The sequence below is a fragment of the Nonomuraea sp. NPDC003727 genome (genome assembly GCF_053586935.1).
The window spans coordinates 201,584-225,323 of the sequence record NZ_JBSFNE010000007.1 but is presented as its reverse complement, the minus strand read 5'-3'; the positions used below and the strand labels follow the sequence as shown (position 1 = coordinate 225,323).

The window sequence follows — 23,740 nt, the reverse complement described above, 5'->3', positions numbered from 1 at the left end:
GGCGGTTCGGCCTGATCAGCCGACGTGCACCTGTGGTCGCTTGGCCGGGTCGGGCTCGGCCTGGCGGAGCACCTCGCGCGTCAGCGGCGGCACGTCACCGCCGCCGAACAGCAGGTAGCGCAGCATCGCCTTGACCGGATCGCCCTCCATCCAGTGGAAGTAGACGTGCGGCTTCTTGCCCGTGACGTCCCGCAGGCGGAGCAGGATCGCCGCGATCGTGTTGGGCACGTTGGAACCGCACACCCGCAGAACGCGGTAGCCGTGACGCTCCTCGCCGACCACCTTCAGGTCCGACGAGAACTCGGACGCGTCACCGACGGTCACCTCGAGGAAGAGCACCGGCTCGTCCGGCGGCAGATGGTGGTGCTCCCTGGCCTCCCGCTCCTTCTCGGCGTACTCCAGAGGGTCGCGCTCGTCGGGTTCGTTGGCGATCACGCGCAGCGGGCCGTCGATCTCCCGGACCAGGCGCAGCGCGGTGGGGTCGAACTCGATATGGCCGACCCGCAGCTCGGTCGAGCGGGTGGCACGGGAGATGATCGAGGTGACGACGATGGCCAGGACGAACAGCAGCGCGATCTTCAGGCCGTCGGGGCGTTCGACGATGTTGACCACGGTCGCGTAGCCGAGGACGAGGGCGATCACCCCGAACCCGTAGACGGCCGCGCGCCTGCCCTGGCGGTAGCGGGAGATCGTGACGGCCACGGCCGCCGACAGGATCAGCGCCAGGACGCCCGTGGCGTACGCGCCGCCCTGGGACTCGACCTCGGCGTCGAACGCGATGGTGATCACGACGGCGATCGCGGTGAACACCAGCACCAGCGGCCTGATGGCGCGGGCCCAGTCCGGCGCCATGCCGTACCTGGGCAGGTAGCGGGGGACGATGTTGAGCAGGCCGGTCATGGCGGAGGCGCCCGCGAACCACAGGATGGCGATGGTGCTGAGGTCGTAGACCGTGCCGAACCAGTCGTCGAGGTACTCGTGGGCGAGGAAGGCCAGCGCCCGCCCGCTCGCCTTGCCGCCCTCCTCGAACTCCTCGTGCGGGATGAGGATGGCCGTGGCGAAGCTGCTGGCGATCAGGAACCCGCTCATGATCAGCGCGGCGGTGGTGAGCAGCCGGCGGGCGCCTCTGATGCGCTCCTCCAGGTCGCCCCGGATCTGCGGCATCACGGCGACGCCCGTCTCGAAGCCCGACAGGCCCAGGGCGAGCCTGGGCAGGACGAGGAGGGAGACGCCGATCATCGCGAGCGGGCCCGAATAGCCCGTCGTCAGCGCCTCCTGCCAGCCGTCCACCAGGGCCGGGTGCTCGATCACCTGGAGCAGGCCCATGCCCACGACCACGAGGTTGAGCGAGAGGTAGACGGCCACGAGGACCACCGCGAGGCCGATCGCCTCGCTGAAGCCGCGCAGGAAGATCGCGCCCAGCGCGAGGATCAGCAGGATCGTGACGAGGACCTCCTGGCCGTGCAGGGCGGCGGGGAAGAACGGGTTCTCCACGACGTGCGCGGTCGCGTCGGAGGCGGACAGTGTGATCGTGAAGATGAACGCCGTCGCCACGAAGCCCAGCAGGACCAGCACCAGGAGCTTGCCCCACCAGCTGGGCAGCAGGTTCTCCAGCATCGCGATCGAGCCGAGGCCCCTGGGGCTCTCCGCCGCCACCGCCCGATAAGTGGGCAGCGCGCCGAACAGCGTCAGGAGCACCAGGAACGAGGTCGCGACGGGGGAGAGGGCCCCGGCCGCCAGGGCCGCGATGCCCGGCTGGTAGCCCAGCGTGGAGAAGTAGTCCACGCCGGTCAGGCACATCGTCTGCCACCACGGGTATTGCTTGTCGGGATGTTCCTCGTGCATCCCGGTCGAGTGGCGGTCCTCCGGTCTCAGGCCGTCCAGCAGCCAGGCCGTGACCGGGTTCCTGCCGGCGGCGTGCGGTGCGGCGGGTGTGTCCTCGTCCAGCGATCCGTGGCGAACCATGTCCTCCGCCCTACCCGCTCAGAGTTGCGGCGAGCATTCTAGACATCTAATATCCAGAAATATCCGCGCCCTTCTCCTGGGTCGTCGTGGAAGGTGATTCTGGATGTCTGATGTCTTGAATGAGGCGCTGAGCCGATCGGCGACCAGAGGATGGCTCGCCGTCGCGGCCGTGGCGTTGGGGATCTTCTCCCTGATGACCTCCGAGCTGCTGCCGGTCGGCCTGCTCACCCCCATCAGTGCCGACCTGCGCGTCTCCGAAGGCGCGGCGGGCCTGATGGTGACCGTCCCCGGCCTGGTGGCCGCGATCGCCGCGCCGCTGCTCACCGTCGCGGCCGGGCGGATCGACCGACGCGTCATGCTGGTCACGCTCACCGGACTCATGGGCCTGGCCAACCTCGCCGGCGCCGTGGCACCGGACTTCGCCGTCGTGCTCGCCGCCCGGCTGGCCGTCGGCGTGAGCGTCGGCGGGTTCTGGGCCGTCGCGGGCGGGCTCGCCCTCCGGCTGGTACCCGAGCGGCACGTCGCCCGCGCCACCGCGGTGATCTTCGGTGGGGTGTCCACCGCCTCCGTCGCCGGCGTCCCCGCGGGAACGCTCGCCGGGGAGCTCGGCGGCTGGCGCCTCGCCTTCGGCGCGGTGGGGATCCTGGGGCTGGTCGCGCTGGCGTGCCTGGTCCTGCTGGTGCCCGCGCTGCCCGCCACCCGGACGATCACCTTCGGCGAGCTGCCCCGGCTGCTGCGCGTGCGTGCCGTACGGGTCGGCGTGGCCCTGACACTCCTGCTGATCACCGGCCACTTCGCCGCCTACACCTTCGTCCGCCCGGTCCTACAGGAGATCTCCGGGATCGACCCCGACCTCATCAGCCTGCTGCTCCTCGGCTACGGCGTGGCGGGCATCGCCGGCAACTTCCTGGCCGGCGCCCGCGCCGCCCGCCGTCCCCGGGGCACGCTCCTGGTGATCACGCTCGCGTTGACCGCCACCACGGCCCTGCTGGCCGCGTACGGCGGGACGCCCGCCGCCGGCATCGCCCTGCTGGTCGTCTGGGGCCTGGCCTACGGAGGCGTGTCGGTGAGCCTGCAGAGTTGGATGCTGAAGGCCGCGCCCCAGGCGACCGAGGCGGCCTCGTCGCTCCTCGTCGCCACCTTCAACCTGTCGATCGCCCTCGGCGCGCTGCTCGGCGGCCTGGCCGTCGACCGGCTCGGCACGGTCGCCGCCCTGTGGCTCGCCGCCGCCGTCCTGCTGTCCGCCTTCGCCGTCACCACCCGCGACAAGTAAAGGAACCCCGCATGTCCGTCACCATCGTCAACCCGGCCACCCTGCACGACCCGGTCTCCTTCGGCTACAGCCACGTCGCCCAGGTCACCGGCGAGCTCGTCATCATCGCCGGGCAGTACGCCTCCGACCACGAAGGGCACGTCACCTCGCCCGACTTCGCCGAGCAGGTCGCGCAGTCACTCGACAACCTGCGCGCGGCGCTGGCGGCGGCCGGACTGTCCGTCCAGGACGTGGCGCAGATCCGCACGTTCGTCGTGGACCACGACCTCGACAAGCTGGCCGTGATCGCCGGGGCGATCGGCGAGATCTGGGGCGACCGGCCGCCCGTGCAGACGCTGATCGGGGTGGCGGCGCTCGCGCTGCCCGGCATGCTCTTCGAGATCGACGCCGTCGCGGCCCGCCCCTGACCGCCCGCTCCTGACGGCCCGCCCCTGCTGGCGGCCCGCCCCCGATGGCCCGGCGCTTCGGGCCTGCCTGCCCGCTTCGGCCGCTTCGGGTGTGCCTGGGGGTGCTTCGGGCCTGCCTGGGGCATCCCGGCCTGCCGGGGTCGCTCCGGCCGGGTGTCTGTCCCTCCGGAAGTGGCCTGTGGCCGCCGCGACCCGGTCGGGCGGGCGGGTGCTGGTCCTCGAGACGGTCGCCGAGCACCGGGCGGGAGCGGCGGAGGGCGCCTTCACCGCCGGCTTCGGCCTCAACCTGTGGCACACCCAGGGCGGCGGCGTGCCCAGCACGCGCACGGTGGCCGGCTGGCTGGCCGATGCCGGGCTCGGCCAGGTCGAACGGCACGACCTGAGCCGCTCGGCCACCCACACGCTGTTCGTCGCCTCCCGCTGAACGCGTTCCACTCCTGCGCCCGCCTGGGCGGTCCCGGCGACCCCGTGGCGTCCGGAGAGCCAGGCCCCGTGGCGTCCGGAGATAGGCCCTGTGGTGTTCGGAGAGACAGGCTCCCTGGTGTCTGGCGAGGCCCCGTGGTGTTCGGCGGGACAGAGGGAGGGCCGGTCCCCTGAGCGGAGACCGGCCCTGACGGGTCAGCCCGAGGTCACCCCAGGCCGTTCTTCATCGCGGTGATCAGCTCGCCGTTGGTGGTGTCACCGCTGAGCTCCCAGAAGAACGCGCCGCCCAGGCCCTGGTCCTTCGAGTAGCTCATCTTGCCGCCGATCGTGCTCGGCGTGTCGTAGCTCCACCACTGGTTGCCGCAGTAGGCGTAGGCCGTGCCCGCGACCGTCCCAGTGGCGGGGCAGCGGGTCTTGAGGACCTTGTAGTCCTCGATGCCCTGCTCGTAGGTGCCGGGCGCGGGGCCCGTCGCCGTGCCGCCGGGCGCGGCCTGGGTGACGCCGGTCCAGCCGCGGCCGTAGAAGCCGATGCCGAGCAGGAGCTTGCTGGCCGGGACGCCCTTGCTCTTCAGCTTCTGGATGGCGCTGTCGGAGTGGAAGCCCGCGATCGGGATGCCGTTGTAGCTGGTGAGCGGCGAGTGCGGGGCGGTCGGGCCCTGGGCCGCCCACGCGCCGAAGAAGTCGTAGGTCATGACGTTGTACCAGTCGACGTACTGCGCGGCGCCGCCGTAGTCGGCCGCGTCGATCTTGCCGCCGCTGGTGCCGTCGGCGGTGATGGCCGCGGTGACCAGGTTGCCCGAGCCGAAGCGGGTGCGCAGGGCGGACATCAGGTTCCTGAACGCGGCGGGCCCGCTGGTGTCGCAGGTGAGGCCGCAGGCGTTCGGGTACTCCCAGTCGATGTCGATGCCGTCGAAGACGTCGGCCCAGCGCGGGTCCTCCACCAGGCGGTAGCAGGACTCGGCGAAGGCGGTGGGGTTCTGCGCGGCCTGGCCGAAGCCGCCGGACCAGGTCCAGCCGCCGAAGGAGAACAGCACCTTGAGGTTCGGGTACTTCTTCTTGAGCTTGCGCAACTGGTTGAAGTTGCCGCGCAGGGCGCCGGCGTCCCACGTGTCGGCGACGCCGTCCACGCTCTCGCCCGCCTGGTAGAAGCGGTCGTAGTCGGCGTAGCTGCCGCCGATCGTGCACTGGCCGTTCTGGACGTTGCCGAAGGCGTAGTTGATGTGGGTCAGCTTGGCCGCCGAGCCGCTGGTGTCGATGTTCTTGACGTGGTAGGCGCGCTGGTAGACGCCCCACTGGACGAAGTAGCCGAGGACCTTGTTGCCGCCGCCTCCGCCGCCGCCCGTGGTTGTGGCGGTGACGGCGGTGCTGTGGGCGGACTGGTTGCCGGCGGCGTCGCGGGCGCGGACGGTGTAGGTGTAGGCGGTGTTGGCGGTCAGGCCGGTGTCGGTGTGGGTGGTGCCGGTGACGGTGCTGACGAGGGTGCCGCCGCGGTAGATCTCGTAGCCGGTGACGCCGACGTTGTCGGTGGAGGCGTTCCAGGCCAGCGAGACGCTGTTGGAGGTGACGCCGGTGGAGCGCACGTTGCCGGGGACGGACGGCGCGGTGGTGTCGCCTCCGCCGCCGCCCGCGACCTTCCACAGGGCGGGGACGTTGGGCGGCTCCCAGCCGGGCTGGGAGGTGTGGCTCTGCAGGCACTCGTACTCGACGCCGTTGTAGGTGACGCGGGTGCCGGCCGTGTAGGCGGTCCACGGCGCCCAGGCGGCGAAGGCGGCCGCCGAGCTGGTGGAGGTGGCGGCGCCGTACGCGCTGGCGGGGGCGACGGCGGCCGCGGTGAGCGGCATGAGTAACGCCGCCGCGCCTGCGAGGACCTTGCTGAGGACGGTGTGTCTCATCGATGCTCCGACATCCTGTTGGGGGGTGAACGGGGTGTGGGATGGGAGGCCTGATCAGGAAACTATTAGTAAGGTTTCCTTTTAATTTTGAGATGACGTTAACCTCTACCTGCGGCAGCGTCAATACACTCGCGCACACTCGCCTGAGGAATAGGCCGGGCGCCGGCGGGGTTGGCGAAGGAATGAAGAGCCGATTGAAGGTCGAGCCGACGGCGAAGCGCGTGCGCACCTACCTCGGCGGACGCAAGATCGTCGACACGACGCGGGCGCTCCTGGTCTGGGAGAGCCCCCACTACCCGACCTACTACCTGCCCCTCGCCGACCTCGAGCGGGCGGAGCTCAAGCCGACCGGCGCCACCACCCACTCGCCCAGCCGCGGCGAGGGCGTCGTCCACACCGTCGTCGTGGACGGCAAGGAGGCGGCCGACGCGGCCCTCACCCACCCCGACTCCCCGATCGAGGAGCTACGGGAGTACGTCCGGCTGGAGTGGTCGGCGATGGACGCCTGGTTCGAGGAGGACGAGGAGGTCTACGTCCACCCTCGCGACCCCTACACGCGCGTCGACATCCTGCCCAGCTCCCGCCGGGTCAGGGTCGAGGTCGACGGCGTGACCGTGGCCGACTCGACGCGCCCGGTGATCCTGTTCGAGACGGGGCTGCCGCCGCGGTACTACCTGCCGAAGACGGACGTCCGCTTCGACCTGCTGGAGCCGACCGACACCGCCACCCAGTGCCCGTACAAGGGGACGGCGGAGTACTGGACGGTCAACGGCCGCAGGGATCTGGCCTGGTCGTACCGCACGCCGCTGCCCGAGAGCCAGCGGATCGGCGGGCTGATCGCCTTCTACAACGAGAAGGTGGACATCTACGTCGACGAGCAGCCGCAGGACCGCCCGAAGACCCCGTTCAGCTAGGTCGTTTCCGGCGGCCTGTCGGAGCCGGGCGGTAGGGTGGCGGCCCATGTTACGGCGATCATCAATCGTCCTGTGGGCGGTCGCCCTGGTGCTGATCGTGGTGCGCGAAGGGGCCGCCTTCCTCGCGGAGCCCGGTCTCGCGATCATCGCGGGGCAGCCGTGTCCGGGCTTCGATCTCCACGGCGAGGTCGGCATGGCGCTCCTGCCGCTGGCCGTGGTGCCGCAACCGGTGATCGTCCTGACCGGGTTCGGCCTCTGGCTGCTCCTGATGCGCAGGAGGTCGCCGCGCTGGGGCCGCGCCGTGGGCTGGCTGACCGGGTTCGGGCTGACGTGGGGTTCCCTCATGACGCTCGGGTTCGCGGCGGTCGATCTGGCGGTAGAGGCGGAGTGCGCGCGGTCATGGGCGCCGTTCTTCGCCCTGGACGGGTTCGCCCTCTGGAACGCGTGCGACGTGCTCGCCGGCGTGCTGATCCTCGTCGCGGTGCGGGTGCCCCGAACGCGCCCGCGAGGCCGGATCGCGCGTGCGGCGGTCGCCGCCGTCTCCGGCCTGCTGCTGCTGCTGGCCCTGCACAACGGCGACGGGGTCGTGGGGAAGGTGACGCAGGCCGACGCGGAGGGCTGCGGGCGCTGGCGCCTGAGCTACGGCGATCAGCCGGTCAGCCGGGCCGACAGGGAACGGGCCTTCGTCTGCGTGGCGCGGCGGGAGGAGTACGTCGTGCCGCGGACGTTCGCCGAACGGCCCGACGCCGAACTGGTCGCCTTCGGCAGGAGCCTGTGCCGGGCGAGCATGCGCGCCGACCCCGGAGAGATCGAGCGGCTCCGCGCCCGGACCGGCGTGGACGCCGCCGGCTTCGGCACCACGCAGGCACTGGCGCTGCTCTGCCCCGAGGTGGACGCCAGGGAACAGGCCGAGCGGCAACGGCAGGACGCGGAGAACGACGCGTTCAACGCGACCGCGAAGGAACGCTGCGCGACCGGCCCGCCGCACCGGCCGCGGATCAGGCCGGCGGTGCGGGGCACGGCGCCGGTGTGGTCGGACTTCGGCGCGGTGACCGCCGTCGAGAACGAGGACTGGAACGGCGCGTCGCTCGACAAGGCGTTCGGCAACGACCTCGTGGGAGCCGTCGACGGCGAGGTCTCCGTCCTCACCGCGGACGAGGCGATGCACGTCTGCGTCACGGTCGAGGGGTACGGCAGGCGTCCCCCGGTCGAGCGCGCCGGCTGGGAGAAGGTCGTCGAGATCGGCTACACCAGCCCCACGGGCGAGCTGTCCACCTGGGAGGACGAGACCTTCCCCGACCCGCTCGTGAAGGGGCCGGGCCGCTACCGGATCCGCGTGCACGTGCGCGGCAGCGCGGCCGCGCTGGAGGAGGACGGCGACGCTCGCCAGCGGTTCCTCGTCATGGTCTATCCGGGTGAGTCCCGCAGGACGGTGGTGCTGAAGAAGTAGCGTCAGCCGTCGTCGAGGGTGAGCAGCCCGCGCTGGTAGGCGACCGCGACGGCCGCCGCGCGGTCGTTGACGCCGAGCTTGGTGTAGATGTGCAGCACGTGGGTCTTGACCGTGGCCTCGCTGATGAACAGGCGCGCGGCCGCCTCGCGGTTGGTGGTGCCCTGGGCGATCAGCCGCAGGATCTCCAGCTCCCTGGCGCTCAGCGGGTCGACGGGCGCGCGCACCCGGCCGAGCAGGCGGGTGGCGACCGAGGGGGACAGGACGGCCTCGCCGCGGGCCGCCGCGTGGACGGCCCGCATGAGCTCGTCGCGCGGCGCGTCCTTGAGGAGGTAGCCGGTGGCTCCTGCCTCGATGGCGGGCAGCACGTCGCTGTCGGTGTCGTAGGTGGTGAGCACGAGGACGCGGGCCGTGCTGCCGATCTCGGCGAGCTTCTTGATGGCCGTCACGCCGTCCATCCTCGGCATCCGCAGGTCCATGAGGACGACGTCGGGGCGCAGTGCGCGGGCGAGCTCGACGGCCTGTGCGCCGTCGCCCGCCTCGCCGACCACCTCGAAGCGCGGGTCCGCGGTGAACATCCCGCGGATGCCGTCGCGGACGATGGGGTGGTCGTCGGCGATCAGCAGCCTGACGGGGGTCTCAGACATGCGGGGCCTCCCTCGTGACGGCGGGGACACTCGCGGAGACCGCGGTGCCGCCGCCGGGCTCTGACTCGATCTCCAGGGTGCCCGCCAGGCGGCTCACCCGCCGGCGCATGGACGTCAGGCCGAAACCGCCGCCGTCCGCGACGCGCTCGGGGTCGAAGCCCGCGCCGTCGTCGCGCACGTCCAGGGTGACCAGGTCCTCCATGTACGACAGGGTGATCCCGACGCGGGTGGCGCGTGCGTGCTTGGCCACGTTCGCGAGGGCTTCCTGGGCTGTCCGCAGCAGGGTCGTCTCCAGTTCGGGATGCAGGGGGCGGGCCGTACCGGTCGTGGTGACGTCGGCGCGCACGCCGTTGAGCTCCGACCAGGCGCCGGCCACCTCGGCCAGCGCGTCGGGGAGCGGCGCCGACTCCAGCTGGCCGGGCCCGACGGCGTGGACGGACCGGCGCGCCTCGGCGAGGCTCTCGCGGGCCAGGCGGGTGGCGTTGTCGACGTGGCGCCGCCACTCGGCGTGGTCCTCGCCCGACTCCTTGGCGTGCGCCGCGGCCTGGAGCTGGGTGATGATGCCGGTCAGCCCCTGGGCGATCGTGTCGTGGATCTCGCCCGCCATGCGCTGCCGTTCGTCGAGCACGCCTGCCTCCCGCGCCTGGATCAGCAGCTGGGTGTGCAGCCCCGCGTTCTCCCGCATCGTCTCCTCGAGCTGGGCCACCATCCGCTTCCGTTCGGCGCTGCGCTCGGCCGTGACCTCGCCGACGAAGCTGAACAGGCTCACGACGGCCACGATCGCGGCGATGAAGAAGAGATGGGTCAGGACGGCGGACGGGGTGGGCGCGGGCAGCCCGCCGGTGTAGGCGGTGATGCAGATCGCCGCGGTGGCGGTCACTCCCGCGAACCTCCACTTCCCCTGGAGGTAGTGCCAGGAGTGGAGGTAGCCGGTGAAGGCGAAGAAGCCGGCGAACCACACCCCGCGGGTGCTCAGCACCGCGATCAGGACCACCAGGCCGGTGATGTAGACGGCTCCCGCGGTGCCGTTCGACCGCCACGAGGGGCGGCGGGCGGTCATCACCCGGATCCAGGCGGCGGCGAGGGCGGCCAGGCCGAGGGTGACCAGGCGGTGGTCCCACGCGGAGTCACCGGTGAGCCAGGCGAGCGTCGTGGAGATCGCCAGGAGGAGGTAGGGCGTGGCGGACATGAAGCCGTCCAGGCGCCTCTCCCACCGGTCGAGGCGCTCACCCGCCACCGACATCGTGATCACTCCCAGCGGAAGAACGTGGCCGCGGCCAGGCTGACGATCACCGCGTACGCGGCCATGACGCCCAGCAGCAGGAGGCTCGGCGTACCGCCCGCCCAGACGTCCTGCAGCGCCTGCCTGAAGGCGCCCAGGGGAGTGTACGCGCCGACGCGGGCCAGGAAAACCGGCATCTGGGTCGTCGGCTGGATAAGTCCGGCGAGGTAGGCCATCGGGAAGTACAGCAGGACACCCACACCGTTGGCGGCGCGGCCGTTGGCGGCCACGGCCGCGATGAGCAGGCCGATCGCGAACATCGCGGCCGTGCCCAGCGCGAAGGCGGCGGCCAGCGGCAGGACGCGGTCGGGCAGGTCGGCGCCGAGGATCGTCCCCGCGACGGCGACCAGCAGGCCGCAGGCGACCACCACGAGGACCAGCTGCAGGATCAGCTGGACCGCCAGCATGCTCCCCGGCCGGACCGGAGTGGTGGAGAGCCTGCGCAGGATGCCGCGCTCCCGGTAGGTGGCCAGGGTGGTGGGCAGCATGTACAGGGCCACGAGCCCCACGGCGATCGCCAGCGACATGGGCAGCAGCACGGTGTCGCCCGGCGTGATCGAGCTGCCGAAGATCACCAGGATGAAGAGGGGGATGAGGACGGTGAACATCGAGCCGGGCTCGCGGACGAGCAGCTTCAGCTCGACGGTGGTGAGCTTGGTGATCGCGGTCATGGCGGGTCTCCCTGGGGAACGGGTGGTCAGCGGTGGAAGGAACGGCCGGTCAGGGCCACGAACGCGTCGTCGAGGGTGCGCTTGTCGATGCGCAGGTCGGCGACCAGGACGTGGTTGCGGGCCAGGGTGGCGGTGACGGCCGTGGCGAAGTCGCCCCGTCCGCTGACGACCACCTGACCGCCGTTCCTGGACACGCCCGAGACGCCGGGCAGGCCGCCCAGCAGGACCGCCGGGTCGGTGGCCTCGCCCGCCATGAGCGTGAAGCGCATCTGGTGCTCGGCGTCGGTCGCGTCGATCAGGCCGGCGGGCGTGTCGAGCGCGACGACGGAGCCGCGGTCGACGACCGCCACCCTGTCGCACAGCTCCTCCACCTCGTCCATGAAGTGGCTGACCAGCACCACGGTCACGCCCGACGCCCTGACCTGCTTGATCAGCTCCCAGGTGGCGCGGCGGGCCTGCGGGTCGAGCCCCGTGGTGAGCTCGTCGAGGAAGGCCACCCGGGGGTTGCCCACCAGCGCCAGCGCGATGAACAGCCGCTGCTTCTGGCCGCCCGACAGCTTCCCGAAGCGGGTGTCGCGCTTGTCGGCCAGGCCCCACTCCTCCAGCAGCCGCCGCCAGTCGCGGGGCTCGGCGTAGAAGGCGGCGTAGAGGTCGAGCGCCTCCCACACCTTGATGTTCTCCGGCAGCTGGGTGTGCTGCAGCTGGACGCCGATGCGCTCCCGCAGCCGGCGGCCGTCCTTGACCGGGTCGAGCCCGAGCACCCTGATCGACCCGCCGTCGGGCCGCCGCAGGCCCTCCACGCACTCCACCGTCGTGGTCTTGCCGGCTCCGTTGGGGCCGAGGATGCCGAAGATCTCGCCCTCCTCCACGGAGAACGACATCCTGTCCAGGACCGTCAGGTCCGCGTACTTCTTGGTCAGGTCGTTGACCTCGATGACTGCCATGTAAGAAGCATGATCCGCCGCGCCCGGCGGCGAATCGGCCGCGCGGCCACGATCACCGGCCGATCCTGCTGATCCCCGAATCCACCGAACGGTGGATGGCGGACCGCGCGACCGGCCCGGTAAACGGCCGCGGCCCCCTCCGGGCGGAGGGGGCCGCGGCGTCATGTCACGGCTTGTCGGGCCGCTCCGAGATGCGGACGAAGCTGACGATCGGCGCCCCCTTGCGTGCCGCGAAGCGCACGTTGAGCTGGCCGTCGGTCACCTTCACCGTGTGCTGCCTGGTCACCGCGGTGTACGTGCCGGCCTCCAGCGCCAGGTCGAGCGCCGGGATGGCCAGCTGGCCCTCGACGATCACGTCGAAGACGCGCTTGCCCATCGCCGTCGACCTGGTCTCCGCGAAGCCCAGCTCCACGGTGTACGTGCCGGACGGGACGTTGTCGAAGCGGTACTCCAGCATGTTCTCCCTGACCCGGCGGAACAGCTCCTGCTCGGTCGTGCCCTGGATGGTCCTGGTCGTGGAGTGCGTCGAGGAGGAGGTGGCGACGTAGCCGTGGGCGCCCTGGGCGTACTTCCGGTCGGCCGTCCAGGCGTCGCCCTCGCCGTCCACCAGCGCCTTGGTGCCGCCCGCGTCCACGGCCACCTGGAGCTTCGGCACCGCGACCGTCACCTTGATCTCGATGACCGGCTGCCGGCCGCTGGCCGAGCGGACGGTCAGCGTGCCGGTCCTGACGCTGCCCGGCTGGAGCCCGGCGCCGGAGGCGGTGATCTTCAGGGCCGCCGACTGCCCCTTGGCCAGCTCGCCCGCGGCCGGGGTGACGGAGAGCCACGCCCCGTCGGCCGTCGTGGCCGTGTAGGCGGTGGGCGAGCCCAGGTTGGTCAGCTCCACCGTGCGGGTCCTGCTCGCCCCCGCGGGCATCACCACGGTCACCTCGGCCACCGAGGCGCTCACCCGCCCGGTGACCAGCGCGGTGTCGATCCTGGTGAGCGTGCCGGGCGCGATGGTGACCTGCTTGGAGAAGGTGCCGTAGTGCTCCCTGGAGACCTCCACCGTGTAGTCGCCGGCCGGGACCTGCCCGTAGAAGGTGCCGTCCGCGCCGGTGGTGAAGGTCGCCACGTCGCCGATCCTCACCTGCGCCCCGGCGAGCGGGTCGCCGTCGTTGGCGTCGGTGACGGTGCCGATCGCCAGGCCGTGCCTGCTCGGCGTCACCGTCAGGCTCTGCCCGTTGGCGAGCGCCGCGGCGTTGTAGGAGTACAGCAGGGCGTCGGTGCCGCCCGCGTTCTCGATGCCGACGGTGGCGCTCGACCCCTGCTCCCGCTCGCTGTCCACGTCCTTGTAGCGGTAGCCGATCGAGCCGTCCTCGCCCAGCACGACGGAGAACGACATCCGCTGGGTGGTGTCGGAGTAGAAGGTGACGTTCCGCCACTCGATGACGAAGGTCCTGCGGGGAGCGGTGCCGCTCGTCGCGGTGTGGACGCCCGCCTGGGCGTCCACCACCAGGTCGTCCCAGAACGGGTAGACCGCCAGGTTGGGCGCCGTGGTCGTCGGGAGGGTGCCGTTGCTGCCCGAGGTGGCCCGGTCGGTGGCGAAGGTGGCGAAGCCGTTGGTGGTCACCCACGCGCGCGACTGGCCCGTGCCGTAGTAGGGAACGGTGAACGGCAGCGTCACCTGCGTCGCCTCGTCGTCGCCGGTGAGCGCGAGCTTCTCGGTGCCGGCCACGTAGGCGTCGGAGCCGCTCCTGCAGGTGTAGCCGAAGTTGTCGCCGCGCAGCGGCAGCTCGATGTCCTTGGTCACGTCGCCCGCGACGGTGACCTCGGCGGTGGCGCCGCTGGAGCAGCGCGAGGCAGGGGTGACGGTGAGCTCGTAGCTGCCGTGCGGCAGCGTCAGCCGGTACCTGCCCGACGCGTCGGTGACCGCGCTGACCGGCGTGCCCCGGGCGGCGACCGTGGCGCCCGGCTCGGGCGTGCCGGCGGTGGTGACCGTACCGGAGACGACGGCCGAGGCGGTCGGCGTCAGCGTCACGTCCGTGGTCGTGCTCTGCTCGGCGACGACCGTGGCGGTCGCGGTGGCCTCGCCGTAGCCGAACTTGGTCACCGTGATCCGGTACTCGCCGGGCACCAGGCGCGGCAGGGTGTAGGCGCCGTCCTGTCCGGTGGTGACCGTACGGCTCAGCGGCCCCGTGACGGCGACAGTGGCGCCCGCGACCGGCGCGCCCTCCGCGGTGATCGTGCCCTTGAGCCCGCCGAGCCCTTCGCGTGGCGCGGCGCTGACCGCGGCGAAGGCGTCGAGCCGGCCCTCGCCCCACACGTTGTTGTCGGCCGCGGTGCCGCCGCAGGTGGTGTCGTTGACGTCGATCGCGGTGCTGTCCAGCAGCGGCCGTGTCGCCGCGATGTCGCCCTGCAGGCGCGGCGAGGCCGACCAGATCAGCGCGACCGTGGCCGCCACGTGCGGCGAGGCCATCGAGGTGCCGGTGAAGCTGCTGTAGCCGCCGCCGGGCACCGACGAGCGGACGTTCACGGCGGGCGCCGAGATGTTCGGCTTGATCTCGCCGTTCTCGCCCTCGCCCCGGCTGGAGCGGTTGTAGACGACGTTGTTCACGTCGAAGCCGCCGGTGCTGTAACCGGTCACGTACTGGCCGGGCGAGCCACTGGTACGGCAGGCGGGCCCCTCGTTGCCGTTGGCGAACATCGGGAAGATCCCGGCCGCGATCCACGCGTCGACCGTCGCCTTGTACCAGGGGTCGAAGCCGGGCCCGCCCCAGGAGTTGTTGACGATGTCCGGGGCCAGGTCGGGGCGCGGGTTGGCGCCGGTCAGGTCCGTCGGCGCGAGCACCCACTGGCCGGCCGCCAGCAGCGAGGCGTCCGTGCAGGTCTGGCCCTCGCAGCCCTTGGCCGCGATCCACGTGGCGCCGGGCGCGACGCCGATGCCCGAGGCGCCCACCATGGTGCCCATCACGTGGGTGCCGTGGCCGTTGTTGTCACACGGGGCCGGGCTGGGGCAGACCCGCGCGGGGTCGAACCAGTTGTAGTCGTGGTCGTAGCCGCCGCCCGGGATCCTGCCCCGGTACTGCGCGGCGATCTCCGGGTGGTCGAACTGGGCGCCGGTGTCGATGTGCGCGACGACGACGCCCTCGCCCCTGGTGCCCAGCTCGTTCCAGACGCGGGGGGCGTTGACGCGGTCGACGTTCCACTCGACGGCGTTGACCTTCGCCTCCGCCGTACCGGGGACGGGCTTGGGCAGGGAGAGCGTCCTGACCGGCTCGATGGCCGTGACTTCGGGCAGCTCGGCGATCTCGGCGGCGAGCTTGGCGTCGGCGGTGACGACGACCGCGTTGACGATCCAGAAGGGGGTGAACTCGGCGTCGCGGGCCTCGAGCAGCTTGCGGAGGTTCGCCTGGGAGGCACTGGCGTGCTGCGTCTTGGCGGCGAAGACCTGCCTGGCCTTGTCGACCTTGGTGGTGGCCCGGTGCGCGGCGCTGAGGCCGGCCTCGCCCTTCAACCGCACCCAGAACCTGGCCTTGTCGTCCTGGGACAGGTCGGCGCGGACGGCTTCGCTGATCTTCTGTGGTTCCGGTGCGGCGTGCGCGACGCCGAAGGGGAGAAGGAGGGCGAGCATCGCGAGGATCCCTAACAGGATCGCTCGCCGGTGCCGGGGGGACTGGGTCACGGGCGCTCCTAGGCGATCTTTACCTCCATGTGCACGAAGCGTGACCCCCGTCAGTCAGCTTTTCAAGAGGTCAGTGCGGCATATGTGGGAAATGTGACCTATCGGATGTGAGGGTCCGCCCAGCCGCCGTCGAGGAGGCCGCACTCGTGCGCCAGGATGGCCGCCTGGACGCGGTTGTCCAGGCCGAGCCGGGTGAGGATGCGGTTGACCCTGCTCTTCACCCCGGCCTCCGACAGCTTGAGGCTCTCGGCGATCCGGGCGTTGGACAGGCCCCTGGCGACCAGCACGAGCACCTCCAACTCCCGCCGGGTGAGGCTGTCCAGCCGTCCCGCGCCCTCGGCCGGCGCCGGCCGGGCCAGCAGGGCGGGCGGGATCGCGGCGAAGGCGCCGATCAGCCGCTGGGTGACGGCGGGCGCCAGCATGGCCTCCCCGGCGGCCACCACCCTGATGGCGTGGGCGAGCTGGTCGGGCGAGGAGTTCTTCAGCAGGAAACCGCTGGCCCCGGCGCGCAGCGCGGCGTGGACGTACTCGTCGAGGTCGAAGGTGGTCAGCACCAGGACCCTCGGGGCCGGACCCGGGTACGGCCAGGTGCCCACGATGCGTCCCGTGGCCTCGATGCCCGTCATGCCGGGCATGCGCACGTCCATGAGCACCACGTCAGGCCGCAGCTCGACGGCGGCGGCCACCACCTGCTCGCCGTCGGCCACGTCGCCGACCACCTCCAGACCCGGCCGCCGGTCCAGCATGGCGCGCAGGGCCGCCCGGACCAGATCCTGGTCGTCGGCGATCAGCACCCGGACCGTCGTCACCCCGCCCGCGGCCGCGTCTCCCGCGGTCGTCACGCCGCCCCCTCCCATCGGAAGGTCGCCAGGATCTGCCAGCCGCCGTCCGGGCGAGGACCGGCGCCGAGCGTGCCGCCGAACAGCGCGACGCGCTCCCGCATGCCGATCAGTCCCAGCCCCGAGCCCGTCATGGGCACGTGCCCCGGCGGACCGGGGGCGTTGGCGACCATCACGACGAGCTCCTCTCCCACCTGCCGCACCTCGACGCGGGCCGAGGTGGGGCCCGCGTGCTTGAGGACGTTCGTCAGCGCCTCCTGCACCACCCGGCAGGCCGACACCTGGACGGCGGGCGGCACCCCGCCCTCCCCGTCGGGACCGATCTCGACGCTCACCTCGACCTCGCCGCCGGCCGCCCGCGCCGCCGACGCGAGCCGGTGGAGGTGCCGCAGCGACGGCTCCGGGCTGAGCGGCCCCGCCGCTCCCGCCTCGTCGTCCGCCAGAAGCTTGAGCATTCTGCGCATCTCCAGCAGCGCCGTGTCGGCGGCCGTCCCGATCCCCGCCATGCCGCGGCCCGCCAGCTCGGGATCGTCGGTCAGCACCTCGGCCGTGACCCGCGCCTGCATGGCGATGGCGCTGACGTGGTGGGCCACCAGGTCGTGCAGGTCCCTGGCGATGCGGGAGCGCTCGGCGGTCACCGCCCGCGCGGCGCTCACCTCCTGCTCGGCGCGCAACCGCGCGGTCAGCTCCAGCAACGTGGCCGCGTCGGCGCGGATGTGGCGCTGGGAGCTGCCCAGCAGCCACACCCCCCACAGCAGCCCGATGACCAGCAGGCCCTCCACGAACCCGGGGCGCAGGTCGGGCGGCAGCGGCATGCCCGCCAGCGGTCTGAGCACCACATCGGGCGCGAGCACCACGACCACCCCCGCGCCGACCGCCGCCAGGCTCGCCGGTGGGGACGTGTAGCGGGCGACGGCGTAGACGGCGAACCCCACGGACAGGCCGTCGCGGAACCCGATCATGGGATCGGCCATCTCGAACGCCATGTAGGCGACACTCACCACGGCCATCACGAGCCAGGCTCGCGACCTGCGCCACAGCAGCGGGACAGCCTGCGCGAGCAGCAACGCCCCTACCACGGCCGTCCTGCCGGGATCGTCGGGAATCCCGACGCTCACTCTGACCAGCAGCACCTCCGTGGTCAGCGCGGCGGCGAGCATGACGTCGGCCACGCGGGGGTGCTCGGCGAACCACCGCCGCGCGGCCGGGATCCTCCCCATCACCACGCCACCCTAGAGCGGGGGAGGGCGTGTTCCCGCCATACGCATCCAAAGTTGCCCGTACGGCCCGCAGATCCTCCTTCCGGCCGACGCCGGAACCCCGCTCACGGCCGATCACCTGGCCGTTTCCCTTTTCTAGGGTCGTATCGCGAACCCCCGACGGAGGGCCTTCCCCGGCTCTCCCCGGCGTCCAGCGCCTTCACGGCACCGGCGGGGCCGTCCCGGGGCCTCCACGCGATCCCGGGGCTGCCGCGGGCAGTCCCCGGCTTCCGCGGACGGTCCCGGGGCCTCCTCGGGCCGTCCCCGGACTTCCGTGGATCGTCCCGGGGCTTCCGTGGGCGGTCCCGGGCTTCCTCGGGTCGTCCCGGGGGCCTCGCCGGGGCTTCGCGGAAGTGAACCACAGATCCGAACACCCAGGAGAACACATGCGTCACACACCCCGCTCCGCGCTGCTGACCGCCGTGGCCGCGGCCGTGCTCGCCACCGCCCTCCCCGCCGGCGCCACCGCCACGCCACGGTACGGCCAGGCCGACCTCCAACGCGACGTCGACGCGCTCAAGAAGATCGGCACCATCGGCGTGCAGGCCCGGGTGGTCACCCCGACCGGCGCGAACCTGGTGGCCACCAGCGGCACCGCCGTCCACGGGACCCGGCGCCCCGTCCCCGCCAACGGCTACCTGAGGATCGCCAGCACCACCAAGACGTTCGTGGCCGCCGTGGTCCTGCAGCTCGCGGCCGAGGGCAAGCTCTCCCTCGACGACACGGTGGAGGAACTGCTGCCCGGAGTCGTCCAGGGCAACGGCAACGACGGCAGCAAGATCACCGTCCGCCAGCTCCTCCAGCACACCAGCGGCATCTACGACGCCTACCCCGCCTACGCCTCGGTCGAGGAGCTCCTGGAGCACCGGTACGACCGGTTCACCGAGGAGGAGATCGTCGCCAAGGCCGTGAAGCACAAGCCGGACTTCGCGCCCGGCACCGCCTGGCGCTACTCCAACACCGGCTACCTGCTGATCAGCATGATCATCAAGAAGGTCACCGGGCGGGCGTGGCACCAGGAGGTCGCCGACCGGATCAGCCGGCCGCTCGGGCTGCGCCGTACCGTGTGGTCGGGCACCTCGAACGACGTCCCGCACCCGCATGCCAGGGGCTACTTGATCATTCCGCCGGCCGCCCCGCTGGACGTCACCAAGCACTTCGACGGCGACGCCGCCGGCGGCCTCATCTCCACCACCGCCGACACCAACCGGTTCCTGCGCGCCCTGCTGGGCGGCACGCTGGTGCCCGCCGAGCAGCTCGCCGAGATGAAGAAGACCGTCAGGGCCCCCGCTCACGAGGCGGTCTGGCCCGGAGCCCGCTACGGCCTGGGGCTCAGCTCGCGGCCGCTGTCGTGCGGGGGCGTCTACTGGCACCACGGCGGCGACGACTACGGGTACAAGACGCGGACCGGGGTCACGGCGGACGGCCGCCGCAGCGTCGTGGTGTCCATGAGCACGCAGCTGGGCGACCAGCGGTCCATGGCGCAGGAGAAGGCCGTGGGCGACCTGATCGACCGGGCCCTCTGCGACCGCTCGACGGCCTCCTGAGCCCCACCCACCCTTCGCCCGGCCCCTGCACCCGACCTCCACCGGAGGCCACCGGCCCTCCCGGGGGTCGCCGGCCCTTCAGCGGGGGTCGCCGGTCCTCCGCGGGAGGTCGCCGGCTCCCCACAGGAGGTTGCTCGATCTGCGCGGTAGTTCACCGGTCCTCCCCGGGGTCGCCGGCCCTCTCAACCGGTGCTCGCCGGCTCTGCGCGGGAGTTCGCCGGTCCTTCCCGGGGGTCGCCGGTCCTCTCAATCGGTGCTCGCCGGCTCCCCGCGGGAGGGCTGGTCCTTCACGGGAGGTCGCTCGCGCAGGACGCCGAGATCGCCGACGTGTCTGTCCGCTGGGCGCCCAGCGATCCGGACGGCCGGCGCGCCCACGACGGCTTCACCCGGCGGGACGGCCGGATCGTCAGGGTGGAGCTCCAATACGTCCCTGACCTGCCGTCCAGCGAAGAACCTGCCGTCCAGCGGAGAACCTGCCGTCAAGAGGAGAACCTGCCGTCCAGCGGAGAAGCTGCGCGCAGGCGGGGCGGCCGGAGGGTCGTGCCTCAGTCCGGCGCCCAGTACCTCTCGAGGAGCTGCTCCAGGTTCCGCACGACCGGGCTCCAGCTGGTGGTCAGCGTGTAGCGGCTGGCGCGGTGACCCTTGTAGCTGATCGTGTACTTGATGAAGTCGGCCCCCTGCGGCTGCGCCTCGGAGCGGCCCAGGCGCAGGCGCTTCAGGTGGCCGCGAAGTGCGGCGACCTCCTTCTTGGTCAGGCACTTGTCGACGGTCGGCCCGGTCCTGCGGCTCAGCCGTACGCACCCGTTGGTGTAGACGGTCACCCGGTCGTCGAAGCCCGCGAAACCGCCCTGCTTGCGGAGCGCGACGAGCACCTTCGTCTCGACGTCGGCCGCCTGGGCGGGCTGCGCGGAGGAGAGTCCCAGGGACAGCAGGAGCGCCGGGAGAAGCGCGATTCGCCAGATCCTCATGACCGTTTGACGTATGAGATCGGCGAACGGCTCACCCGATCTACGGATTCTCCGCCTCGCCGGCCTGGTTCTGCCGGCGCAACGAGAGGACGACCGCCGCGCTGCTGACGCCGAGAACCAGCGCCACCATCCCCCAGGTGAGCCCCTTGCGCTCGACGCCGAGCATCGCGTCGACCGACAGGCTGCCAGGGCCGTGCACCGCCAGCGCCGTCGCGGCCGTGCCGAGCACGAGCGGGTACTCGAACCCGCCGTGCTGCGCCCACAGCCCCTGCGGCAGGTGGGCGGCGACGATCGCGTTGGTCATCGTGGCGATGAGTCCGGCGGCCGACACCGGTGTGGCCGCGCCCAGGGCGATCCCCGCGCCGGAGCCGAGCTCGCCGAGCCCCGCGACCGTGCCGACGAGCTTGCCGTGCGGGTATCCGAGCGCGGTCATCACCTCGCCGGTCTTGTCGGGGCCGCCGCCGTCGAACCAGCCGAACAGCTTCTGCGCGCCGTGCCCCATGAGCAGCAGTCCGGCGGGCACGCGCAGCAGCAGCACTCCAATGTCCTCGGCCTTCACCTTCATACGACGTTCTTACCCGGCTGGAGCAGGCATTATGAGTGGACCGAATTCTGGATCAGCTCTTCTTGCCGTCAAGGCGCTCGAGGATCACCAGCGGGATGTCGCGAGCGGATTTCTCCTGGTAGCTGTCATAGAGCGGAAAGATCTCCGCCATCCGCTCCCACAGCGGCCCCTTCTCCTCGGCGGTGGCGAGACGGGCGCGGGCGGTGAACTTCTCCGCGGCGACCTGGACGTCGACCTCGGGATCCGCGATCAGGTTGAGATACCAGGCGGGGTGCTGGGCCGACCCGGCGTTCGAGGCCACCAGCAGGTAGCGGTCGCCGTCCTGGCCGTAGATCAGCGCGGTACGGCGCCGCTTGCCCGACCGGCGGCCCCGGGTGGTGAGCAGCAGCGTCGGCCAGCCCTGGTACAGGTGGCCACGGGCGCCGTCGGACTCGACGTAGGCCTGGATGTGCGCGGCGACCCAGCCGGTCGGGTTGTCGACGACCTCGTCCTGCGCCCTGACCTCGTCCCGGGTTCCCGTCTCGTCCTGGGTCCCCGGTGCGGGCGTGGACAGGCTGCGCAGCAGGCGATAGCGGGTGAAGCCGCCACTCGTCACCCCCGGGAACTCCCTGACCAGCCGCCACCCGGGCGACGACCCCACCGTGCCCTGACCGGAGCCCTCGACGGCGTCGCGGTGCGCCTGCTCGTCGGTCCACTCCGCGTAGGCGAGCGCGCGGGTGCCGTCGGTGCTGACGTGGAAGTAGCCCGAGATCCCGCCCGGCGCGGGTGCCGTCTCGCCGTCCAGCGCGGCCAGCACGGTGTCGACCCAGCGCCGCTGCCGTTCCGGGTCAGGGCCGTCGAACCCGACACCGGCCGCCACGAGAATCCCGGGGGACGGCGGGCCGTCCTGTGGGGGAGAGGGCACGCCGTTCTTCGGGACGGCGCGGTAGAGCCGGTACTCGACCGGCTCGGCACCGGTGGCGCCGGCCGTGAACTCCCGGTCGGCGCCGCCGTCCGCCCACTGGGTGTAGGTGAGCACCTTCTCCCCGTCGGTGCTCGCGAAGGCGCTGAACGAGAGGAGCCCCTCCGGCCAGGGCCCGCGCTCCAGGCCGGCGACGGCCTGCTCCACCGTGGCGCGGTGCTGAGCGGGCGACTCCGTCACCAGGACGGTGCCGGCGTCGGGGCGGGCGATGTCGGGCCACAGGTCGGCGGTCGGCTGTTCCGGCATGGCGATTCCTCCGCGAGTCAGGTTCAGTACGGCGTCGCGAGCGGCGACGGCCACGCCGGAAGTCTGAAACCTGAAGCGGGGTTCAAGTCAAGCGGTCACGAGCGGTTCGCGGGAAGCTCGGGCGACTCGTCCGTCCAGCCGGTCTCCAGGACGGCGCTCCACCCGGCGGGCCGGAGGTCCGAGCAGCCCTGCGAGCCGGCCGACCTGTTCACCGACAGCAGGCGGCCGGCGTCCTTGTCGAACAGGAGCTGCAGGTCGGTGCCGTAGCCGGGCTCGCAGGTCCGCAGGGCGACCCCGTCCGCGGCGCGGCCGAGCGGGTCCCGCACGCCGCCGAGCGAACGCACTCCCGGAAGATCGGCCATCATCCGGAACAGCCCCGCCCTGACACCGGCGGGTGCGGGCAGCTCGAGCAGCAGTTCGGCCGCCTGCTCGACGAGAAGCTGGGTGCGTCGCGGCTCGCTGACCCCGTCGCCCTGCCACTGGATCAGCACCCGCTTCAGTTCCTCCGGATCGGTGGGCAGGCGCTCGATCTCGGCGACGCTCACCGCCTTGCCGTTGATGTTCGGCCAGCTCGACCCCGGCTCGGCGAAGGAGTTGAGCCGGCTGGCGTAGGGGGTCTCGCCCGTCGGGTCGGACAGCTCGCGGTTGCCGCGGGCACAGACGAAGTGCTCCTGCGCCGAGCTCCACACGCCGTCCTGGGGCGGCGGGGCCCCGTCGACGGCCGCCACGCGGGTCCAGGAGTGGACGATCCACCAGCTCGGGTCCTCGGGCGACCGCGCCACCCACGTCTCGTCGCGGCAGACCCCCTGCGTCCGCCTTTCAGAGAAGCGGGCACCGGAGTTCACCCCGCGGGTGTGCCAGTACCGTCCCGCGGTCTGCGGCGTCTTCATGGTCTGCTCCGCCGCGGTGAGCAACATCCCCCGCACGGCGGGATCCACGCCCTGGTCGCCGGCCGTTCCAGGGGTCAGGACCACGACCGCCGTGAGGCCCGCGGCCAGCGCCCCGGCCGTCAGCCCCCACCCCATCGTGGTACGGCGCCGCCCGGGCGCGGCCACCTTCGCGGGCGGCCGTACGGCCGCGGCGGCGATGATCCGCTCGAGACGCGCGGGGTCGTCCGGCGGCGTGAGAGCGGCGGGACGGGCCTTCGAGAGCCCCTTCATCACATCGGTCCTGCTCATCGGGTTGCCTCCTTCGTGACTGCGAGCGGCTCGGGGGAGAGGAGGAGGGCGGTGCCGGCGGTCGAGCCGGACCTCGGGGCGAGCGCGCGCTCCAGGCGGCGCCGGGCCCGGTGCAGCCGGACGAAGAACGTGGCGGTGGAGCAGCCGACGACCTTCGCCGCGTCCGCGGCCCGCAGGCCGTGCCAGGCGACCAGGGTGAGCACTTCGCGGTCGTCGTCGGAGAGCGCCGCCAGCCCCCGCAGGTGTGCTGCCCTCTCGGTCACCGACTCCGCGACGTCGCCCGCCGTCAGCTCCTCGGCCGAGACCCACGCCGACAGCTCGGCCTCGAGCGACTGGCGGCGCGCCTCCGCCCGGTACGACTCGCGCAGGACGTTGCGGGCGACGCCGAGCAGCCAGGGGAGCGCCTGGGCCGGCACGTCGTCGATTCGCTGCCACGCGACGCAGAACGTCTCGCTCGCCACCTCCTCGGCGAGCTGCCGCCCCGCACGACTGACCGCGTACGCGTACACGCTCGCGTAGCAGGAGTCGTACAGGGAGGTGAACCGATCCCGAGGATCAGGTTCGGTCATGTGTCGTTCCTTCCCTTCGGTGGGCCGTCACTAGGGAAGTGGTCGAAACCCGCTCTTTCTTACAGCGCCGCACCGGGCA

Annotated in this window: 20 protein-coding genes; 6 read left to right on the top strand and 14 right to left on the bottom strand. The window is 72.1% G+C overall.

All coding sequences use genetic code 11. The features are described from left to right. Positions 1-15 precede the first annotated feature (15 nt). Positions 16-1,965, bottom strand: coding sequence for an amino acid transporter (locus ACWDLG_RS19760; RefSeq protein WP_449921840.1), 1,950 nt, complete (start codon positions 1,963-1,965; stop codon positions 16-18). Between the two features lie 103 nt (positions 1,966-2,068). Here ACWDLG_RS19760 and ACWDLG_RS19755 point away from each other — a divergent pair, with 103 nt between their 5' ends. From ACWDLG_RS19755 to ACWDLG_RS19745, 3 genes are all read left to right on the top strand, one after another. Further along, entirely contained in the window at positions 2,069-3,238 is a 1,170-nt protein-coding gene (locus ACWDLG_RS19755; RefSeq protein WP_449921838.1) for an MFS transporter, read from the top strand. An 11-nt stretch (positions 3,239-3,249) separates the two neighbouring features. Further along, positions 3,250-3,645 carry a RidA family protein gene (locus ACWDLG_RS19750; RefSeq protein ID WP_449921836.1) on the top strand — a complete coding sequence of 132 codons (396 nt, stop codon included), beginning with the start codon at positions 3,250-3,252 and terminating at the stop codon, positions 3,643-3,645. Positions 3,646-3,823: 178 nt separating this feature from the next. After that, positions 3,824-4,069 (top strand): hypothetical protein, encoded by a 246-nt coding sequence (locus ACWDLG_RS19745; RefSeq protein WP_449921835.1) that lies wholly within the window; start codon positions 3,824-3,826, stop codon positions 4,067-4,069. Between the two features lie 205 nt (positions 4,070-4,274). Here the strand turns inward: ACWDLG_RS19745 and ACWDLG_RS19740 are convergent, their stop codons facing one another. After that, entirely contained in the window at positions 4,275-5,960 is a 1,686-nt protein-coding gene (locus tag ACWDLG_RS19740; protein ID WP_449921833.1) for a glycosyl hydrolase family 18 protein, read from the bottom strand. A 182-nt stretch (positions 5,961-6,142) separates the two neighbouring features. Between ACWDLG_RS19740 and ACWDLG_RS19735 the strand changes: the two genes are divergently transcribed. Both ACWDLG_RS19735 and ACWDLG_RS19730 read left to right on the top strand, forming a co-directional pair. Then, entirely contained in the window at positions 6,143-6,874 is a 732-nt protein-coding gene (locus ACWDLG_RS19735; RefSeq protein ID WP_449921831.1) for a DUF427 domain-containing protein, read from the top strand. A 46-nt stretch (positions 6,875-6,920) separates the two neighbouring features. Next, positions 6,921-8,324: a hypothetical protein gene (locus tag ACWDLG_RS19730; protein WP_449921830.1), complete on the top strand. Its 1,404-nt coding sequence runs from the start codon at positions 6,921-6,923 to the stop codon at positions 8,322-8,324. Positions 8,325-8,326: 2 nt separating this feature from the next. Here ACWDLG_RS19730 and ACWDLG_RS19725 read toward each other — a convergent pair whose 3' ends face one another. From ACWDLG_RS19725 to ACWDLG_RS19695, 7 genes are all read right to left on the bottom strand, one after another. Next, entirely contained in the window at positions 8,327-8,968 is a 642-nt protein-coding gene (locus ACWDLG_RS19725; RefSeq protein WP_449921828.1) for a response regulator, read from the bottom strand. After that, positions 8,961-10,211, bottom strand: a complete 1,251-nt coding sequence (locus tag ACWDLG_RS19720) for a sensor histidine kinase (protein ID WP_449921826.1) — start codon at positions 10,209-10,211, stop codon at positions 8,961-8,963. Before ACWDLG_RS19720 ends, ACWDLG_RS19725 begins: the two co-directional genes overlap by 8 nt. A 5-nt stretch (positions 10,212-10,216) precedes the next feature. After that, positions 10,217-10,921 (bottom strand): ABC transporter permease, encoded by a 705-nt coding sequence (locus tag ACWDLG_RS19715; protein WP_449921825.1) that lies wholly within the window; start codon positions 10,919-10,921, stop codon positions 10,217-10,219. 26 nt (positions 10,922-10,947) lie between these two features. Then, positions 10,948-11,865 carry an ABC transporter ATP-binding protein gene (locus ACWDLG_RS19710; protein WP_449921824.1) on the bottom strand — a complete coding sequence of 306 codons (918 nt, stop codon included), beginning with the start codon at positions 11,863-11,865 and terminating at the stop codon, positions 10,948-10,950. Between the two features lie 166 nt (positions 11,866-12,031). Then, positions 12,032-15,529, bottom strand: coding sequence for a S8 family serine peptidase (locus tag ACWDLG_RS19705; protein ID WP_449921823.1), 3,498 nt, complete (start codon positions 15,527-15,529; stop codon positions 12,032-12,034). Positions 15,530-15,627: 98 nt separating this feature from the next. Continuing rightward, positions 15,628-16,371, bottom strand: a complete 744-nt coding sequence (locus ACWDLG_RS19700; protein ID WP_449921821.1) for a response regulator — start codon at positions 16,369-16,371, stop codon at positions 15,628-15,630. Further along, positions 16,368-17,588 (bottom strand): sensor histidine kinase, encoded by a 1,221-nt coding sequence (locus ACWDLG_RS19695; protein WP_449921819.1) that lies wholly within the window; start codon positions 17,586-17,588, stop codon positions 16,368-16,370. The genes ACWDLG_RS19700 and ACWDLG_RS19695 overlap by 4 nt, the downstream gene beginning before the upstream one ends. 425 nt (positions 17,589-18,013) lie before the next feature. Between ACWDLG_RS19695 and ACWDLG_RS19690 the strand changes: the two genes are divergently transcribed. Further along, positions 18,014-19,174, top strand: coding sequence for a serine hydrolase domain-containing protein (locus ACWDLG_RS19690; RefSeq protein ID WP_449921817.1), 1,161 nt, complete (start codon positions 18,014-18,016; stop codon positions 19,172-19,174). A gap of 545 nt (positions 19,175-19,719) precedes the next feature. Here ACWDLG_RS19690 and ACWDLG_RS19685 read toward each other — a convergent pair. The 5 genes from ACWDLG_RS19685 to ACWDLG_RS19665 all read right to left on the bottom strand — a co-directional run bounded on the left by ACWDLG_RS19685 (position 19,720) and on the right by ACWDLG_RS19665 (position 23,661). Next, positions 19,720-20,142: a hypothetical protein gene (locus ACWDLG_RS19685; protein WP_449921815.1), complete on the bottom strand. Its 423-nt coding sequence runs from the start codon at positions 20,140-20,142 to the stop codon at positions 19,720-19,722. 40 nt (positions 20,143-20,182) lie between these two features. Continuing rightward, positions 20,183-20,707 (bottom strand): DoxX family protein, encoded by a 525-nt coding sequence (locus tag ACWDLG_RS19680; RefSeq protein ID WP_354915755.1) that lies wholly within the window; start codon positions 20,705-20,707, stop codon positions 20,183-20,185. Positions 20,708-20,759: 52 nt separating this feature from the next. Further along, complete coding sequence (locus tag ACWDLG_RS19675; protein ID WP_449921813.1) at positions 20,760-21,914, bottom strand: nitroreductase family deazaflavin-dependent oxidoreductase; 1,155 nt, start codon at positions 21,912-21,914, stop codon at positions 20,760-20,762. 95 nt (positions 21,915-22,009) lie between these two features. Further along, the gene (locus tag ACWDLG_RS19670; protein ID WP_449921811.1) at positions 22,010-23,092 is read right to left on the bottom strand and encodes a CU044_5270 family protein; all 1,083 of its coding nucleotides are present in this window, start codon (positions 23,090-23,092) and stop codon (positions 22,010-22,012) included. Beyond that, the gene (locus tag ACWDLG_RS19665; protein ID WP_449921809.1) at positions 23,089-23,661 is read right to left on the bottom strand and encodes an RNA polymerase sigma factor; all 573 of its coding nucleotides are present in this window, start codon (positions 23,659-23,661) and stop codon (positions 23,089-23,091) included. The genes ACWDLG_RS19670 and ACWDLG_RS19665 overlap by 4 nt, the downstream gene beginning before the upstream one ends. Positions 23,662-23,740 lie beyond the last annotated feature (79 nt).

Excerpts from the sequence above, each read along its gene's own strand:
- ACWDLG_RS19760 (WP_449921840.1), bottom strand. The coding sequence starts at position 1,965 with ATGGTTCGCCACGGATCGCTGGACGAGGACACACCCGCCGCACCGCAC.
- ACWDLG_RS19755 (WP_449921838.1), top strand. The coding sequence starts at position 2,069 with ATGTCTGATGTCTTGAATGAGGCGCTGAGCCGATCGGCGACCAGAGGA.
- ACWDLG_RS19750 (WP_449921836.1), top strand. The coding sequence starts at position 3,250 with ATGTCCGTCACCATCGTCAACCCGGCCACCCTGCACGACCCGGTCTCC.
- ACWDLG_RS19740 (WP_449921833.1), bottom strand. The coding sequence starts at position 5,960 with ATGAGACACACCGTCCTCAGCAAGGTCCTCGCAGGCGCGGCGGCGTTA.
- ACWDLG_RS19735 (WP_449921831.1), top strand. The coding sequence starts at position 6,143 with ATGAAGAGCCGATTGAAGGTCGAGCCGACGGCGAAGCGCGTGCGCACC.
- ACWDLG_RS19730 (WP_449921830.1), top strand. The coding sequence starts at position 6,921 with ATGTTACGGCGATCATCAATCGTCCTGTGGGCGGTCGCCCTGGTGCTG.
- ACWDLG_RS19725 (WP_449921828.1), bottom strand. The coding sequence starts at position 8,968 with ATGTCTGAGACCCCCGTCAGGCTGCTGATCGCCGACGACCACCCCATC.
- ACWDLG_RS19720 (WP_449921826.1), bottom strand. The coding sequence starts at position 10,211 with ATGTCGGTGGCGGGTGAGCGCCTCGACCGGTGGGAGAGGCGCCTGGAC.
- ACWDLG_RS19715 (WP_449921825.1), bottom strand. The coding sequence starts at position 10,921 with ATGACCGCGATCACCAAGCTCACCACCGTCGAGCTGAAGCTGCTCGTC.
- ACWDLG_RS19710 (WP_449921824.1), bottom strand. The coding sequence starts at position 11,865 with ATGGCAGTCATCGAGGTCAACGACCTGACCAAGAAGTACGCGGACCTG.
- ACWDLG_RS19695 (WP_449921819.1), bottom strand. The coding sequence starts at position 17,588 with ATGGGGAGGATCCCGGCCGCGCGGCGGTGGTTCGCCGAGCACCCCCGC.
- ACWDLG_RS19690 (WP_449921817.1), top strand. The coding sequence starts at position 18,014 with ATGCGTCACACACCCCGCTCCGCGCTGCTGACCGCCGTGGCCGCGGCC.
- ACWDLG_RS19685 (WP_449921815.1), bottom strand. The coding sequence starts at position 20,142 with ATGAGGATCTGGCGAATCGCGCTTCTCCCGGCGCTCCTGCTGTCCCTG.
- ACWDLG_RS19680 (WP_354915755.1), bottom strand. The coding sequence starts at position 20,707 with ATGAAGGTGAAGGCCGAGGACATTGGAGTGCTGCTGCTGCGCGTGCCC.
- ACWDLG_RS19675 (WP_449921813.1), bottom strand. The coding sequence starts at position 21,914 with ATGCCGGAACAGCCGACCGCCGACCTGTGGCCCGACATCGCCCGCCCC.
- ACWDLG_RS19670 (WP_449921811.1), bottom strand. The coding sequence starts at position 23,092 with ATGAGCAGGACCGATGTGATGAAGGGGCTCTCGAAGGCCCGTCCCGCC.
- ACWDLG_RS19665 (WP_449921809.1), bottom strand. The coding sequence starts at position 23,661 with ATGACCGAACCTGATCCTCGGGATCGGTTCACCTCCCTGTACGACTCC.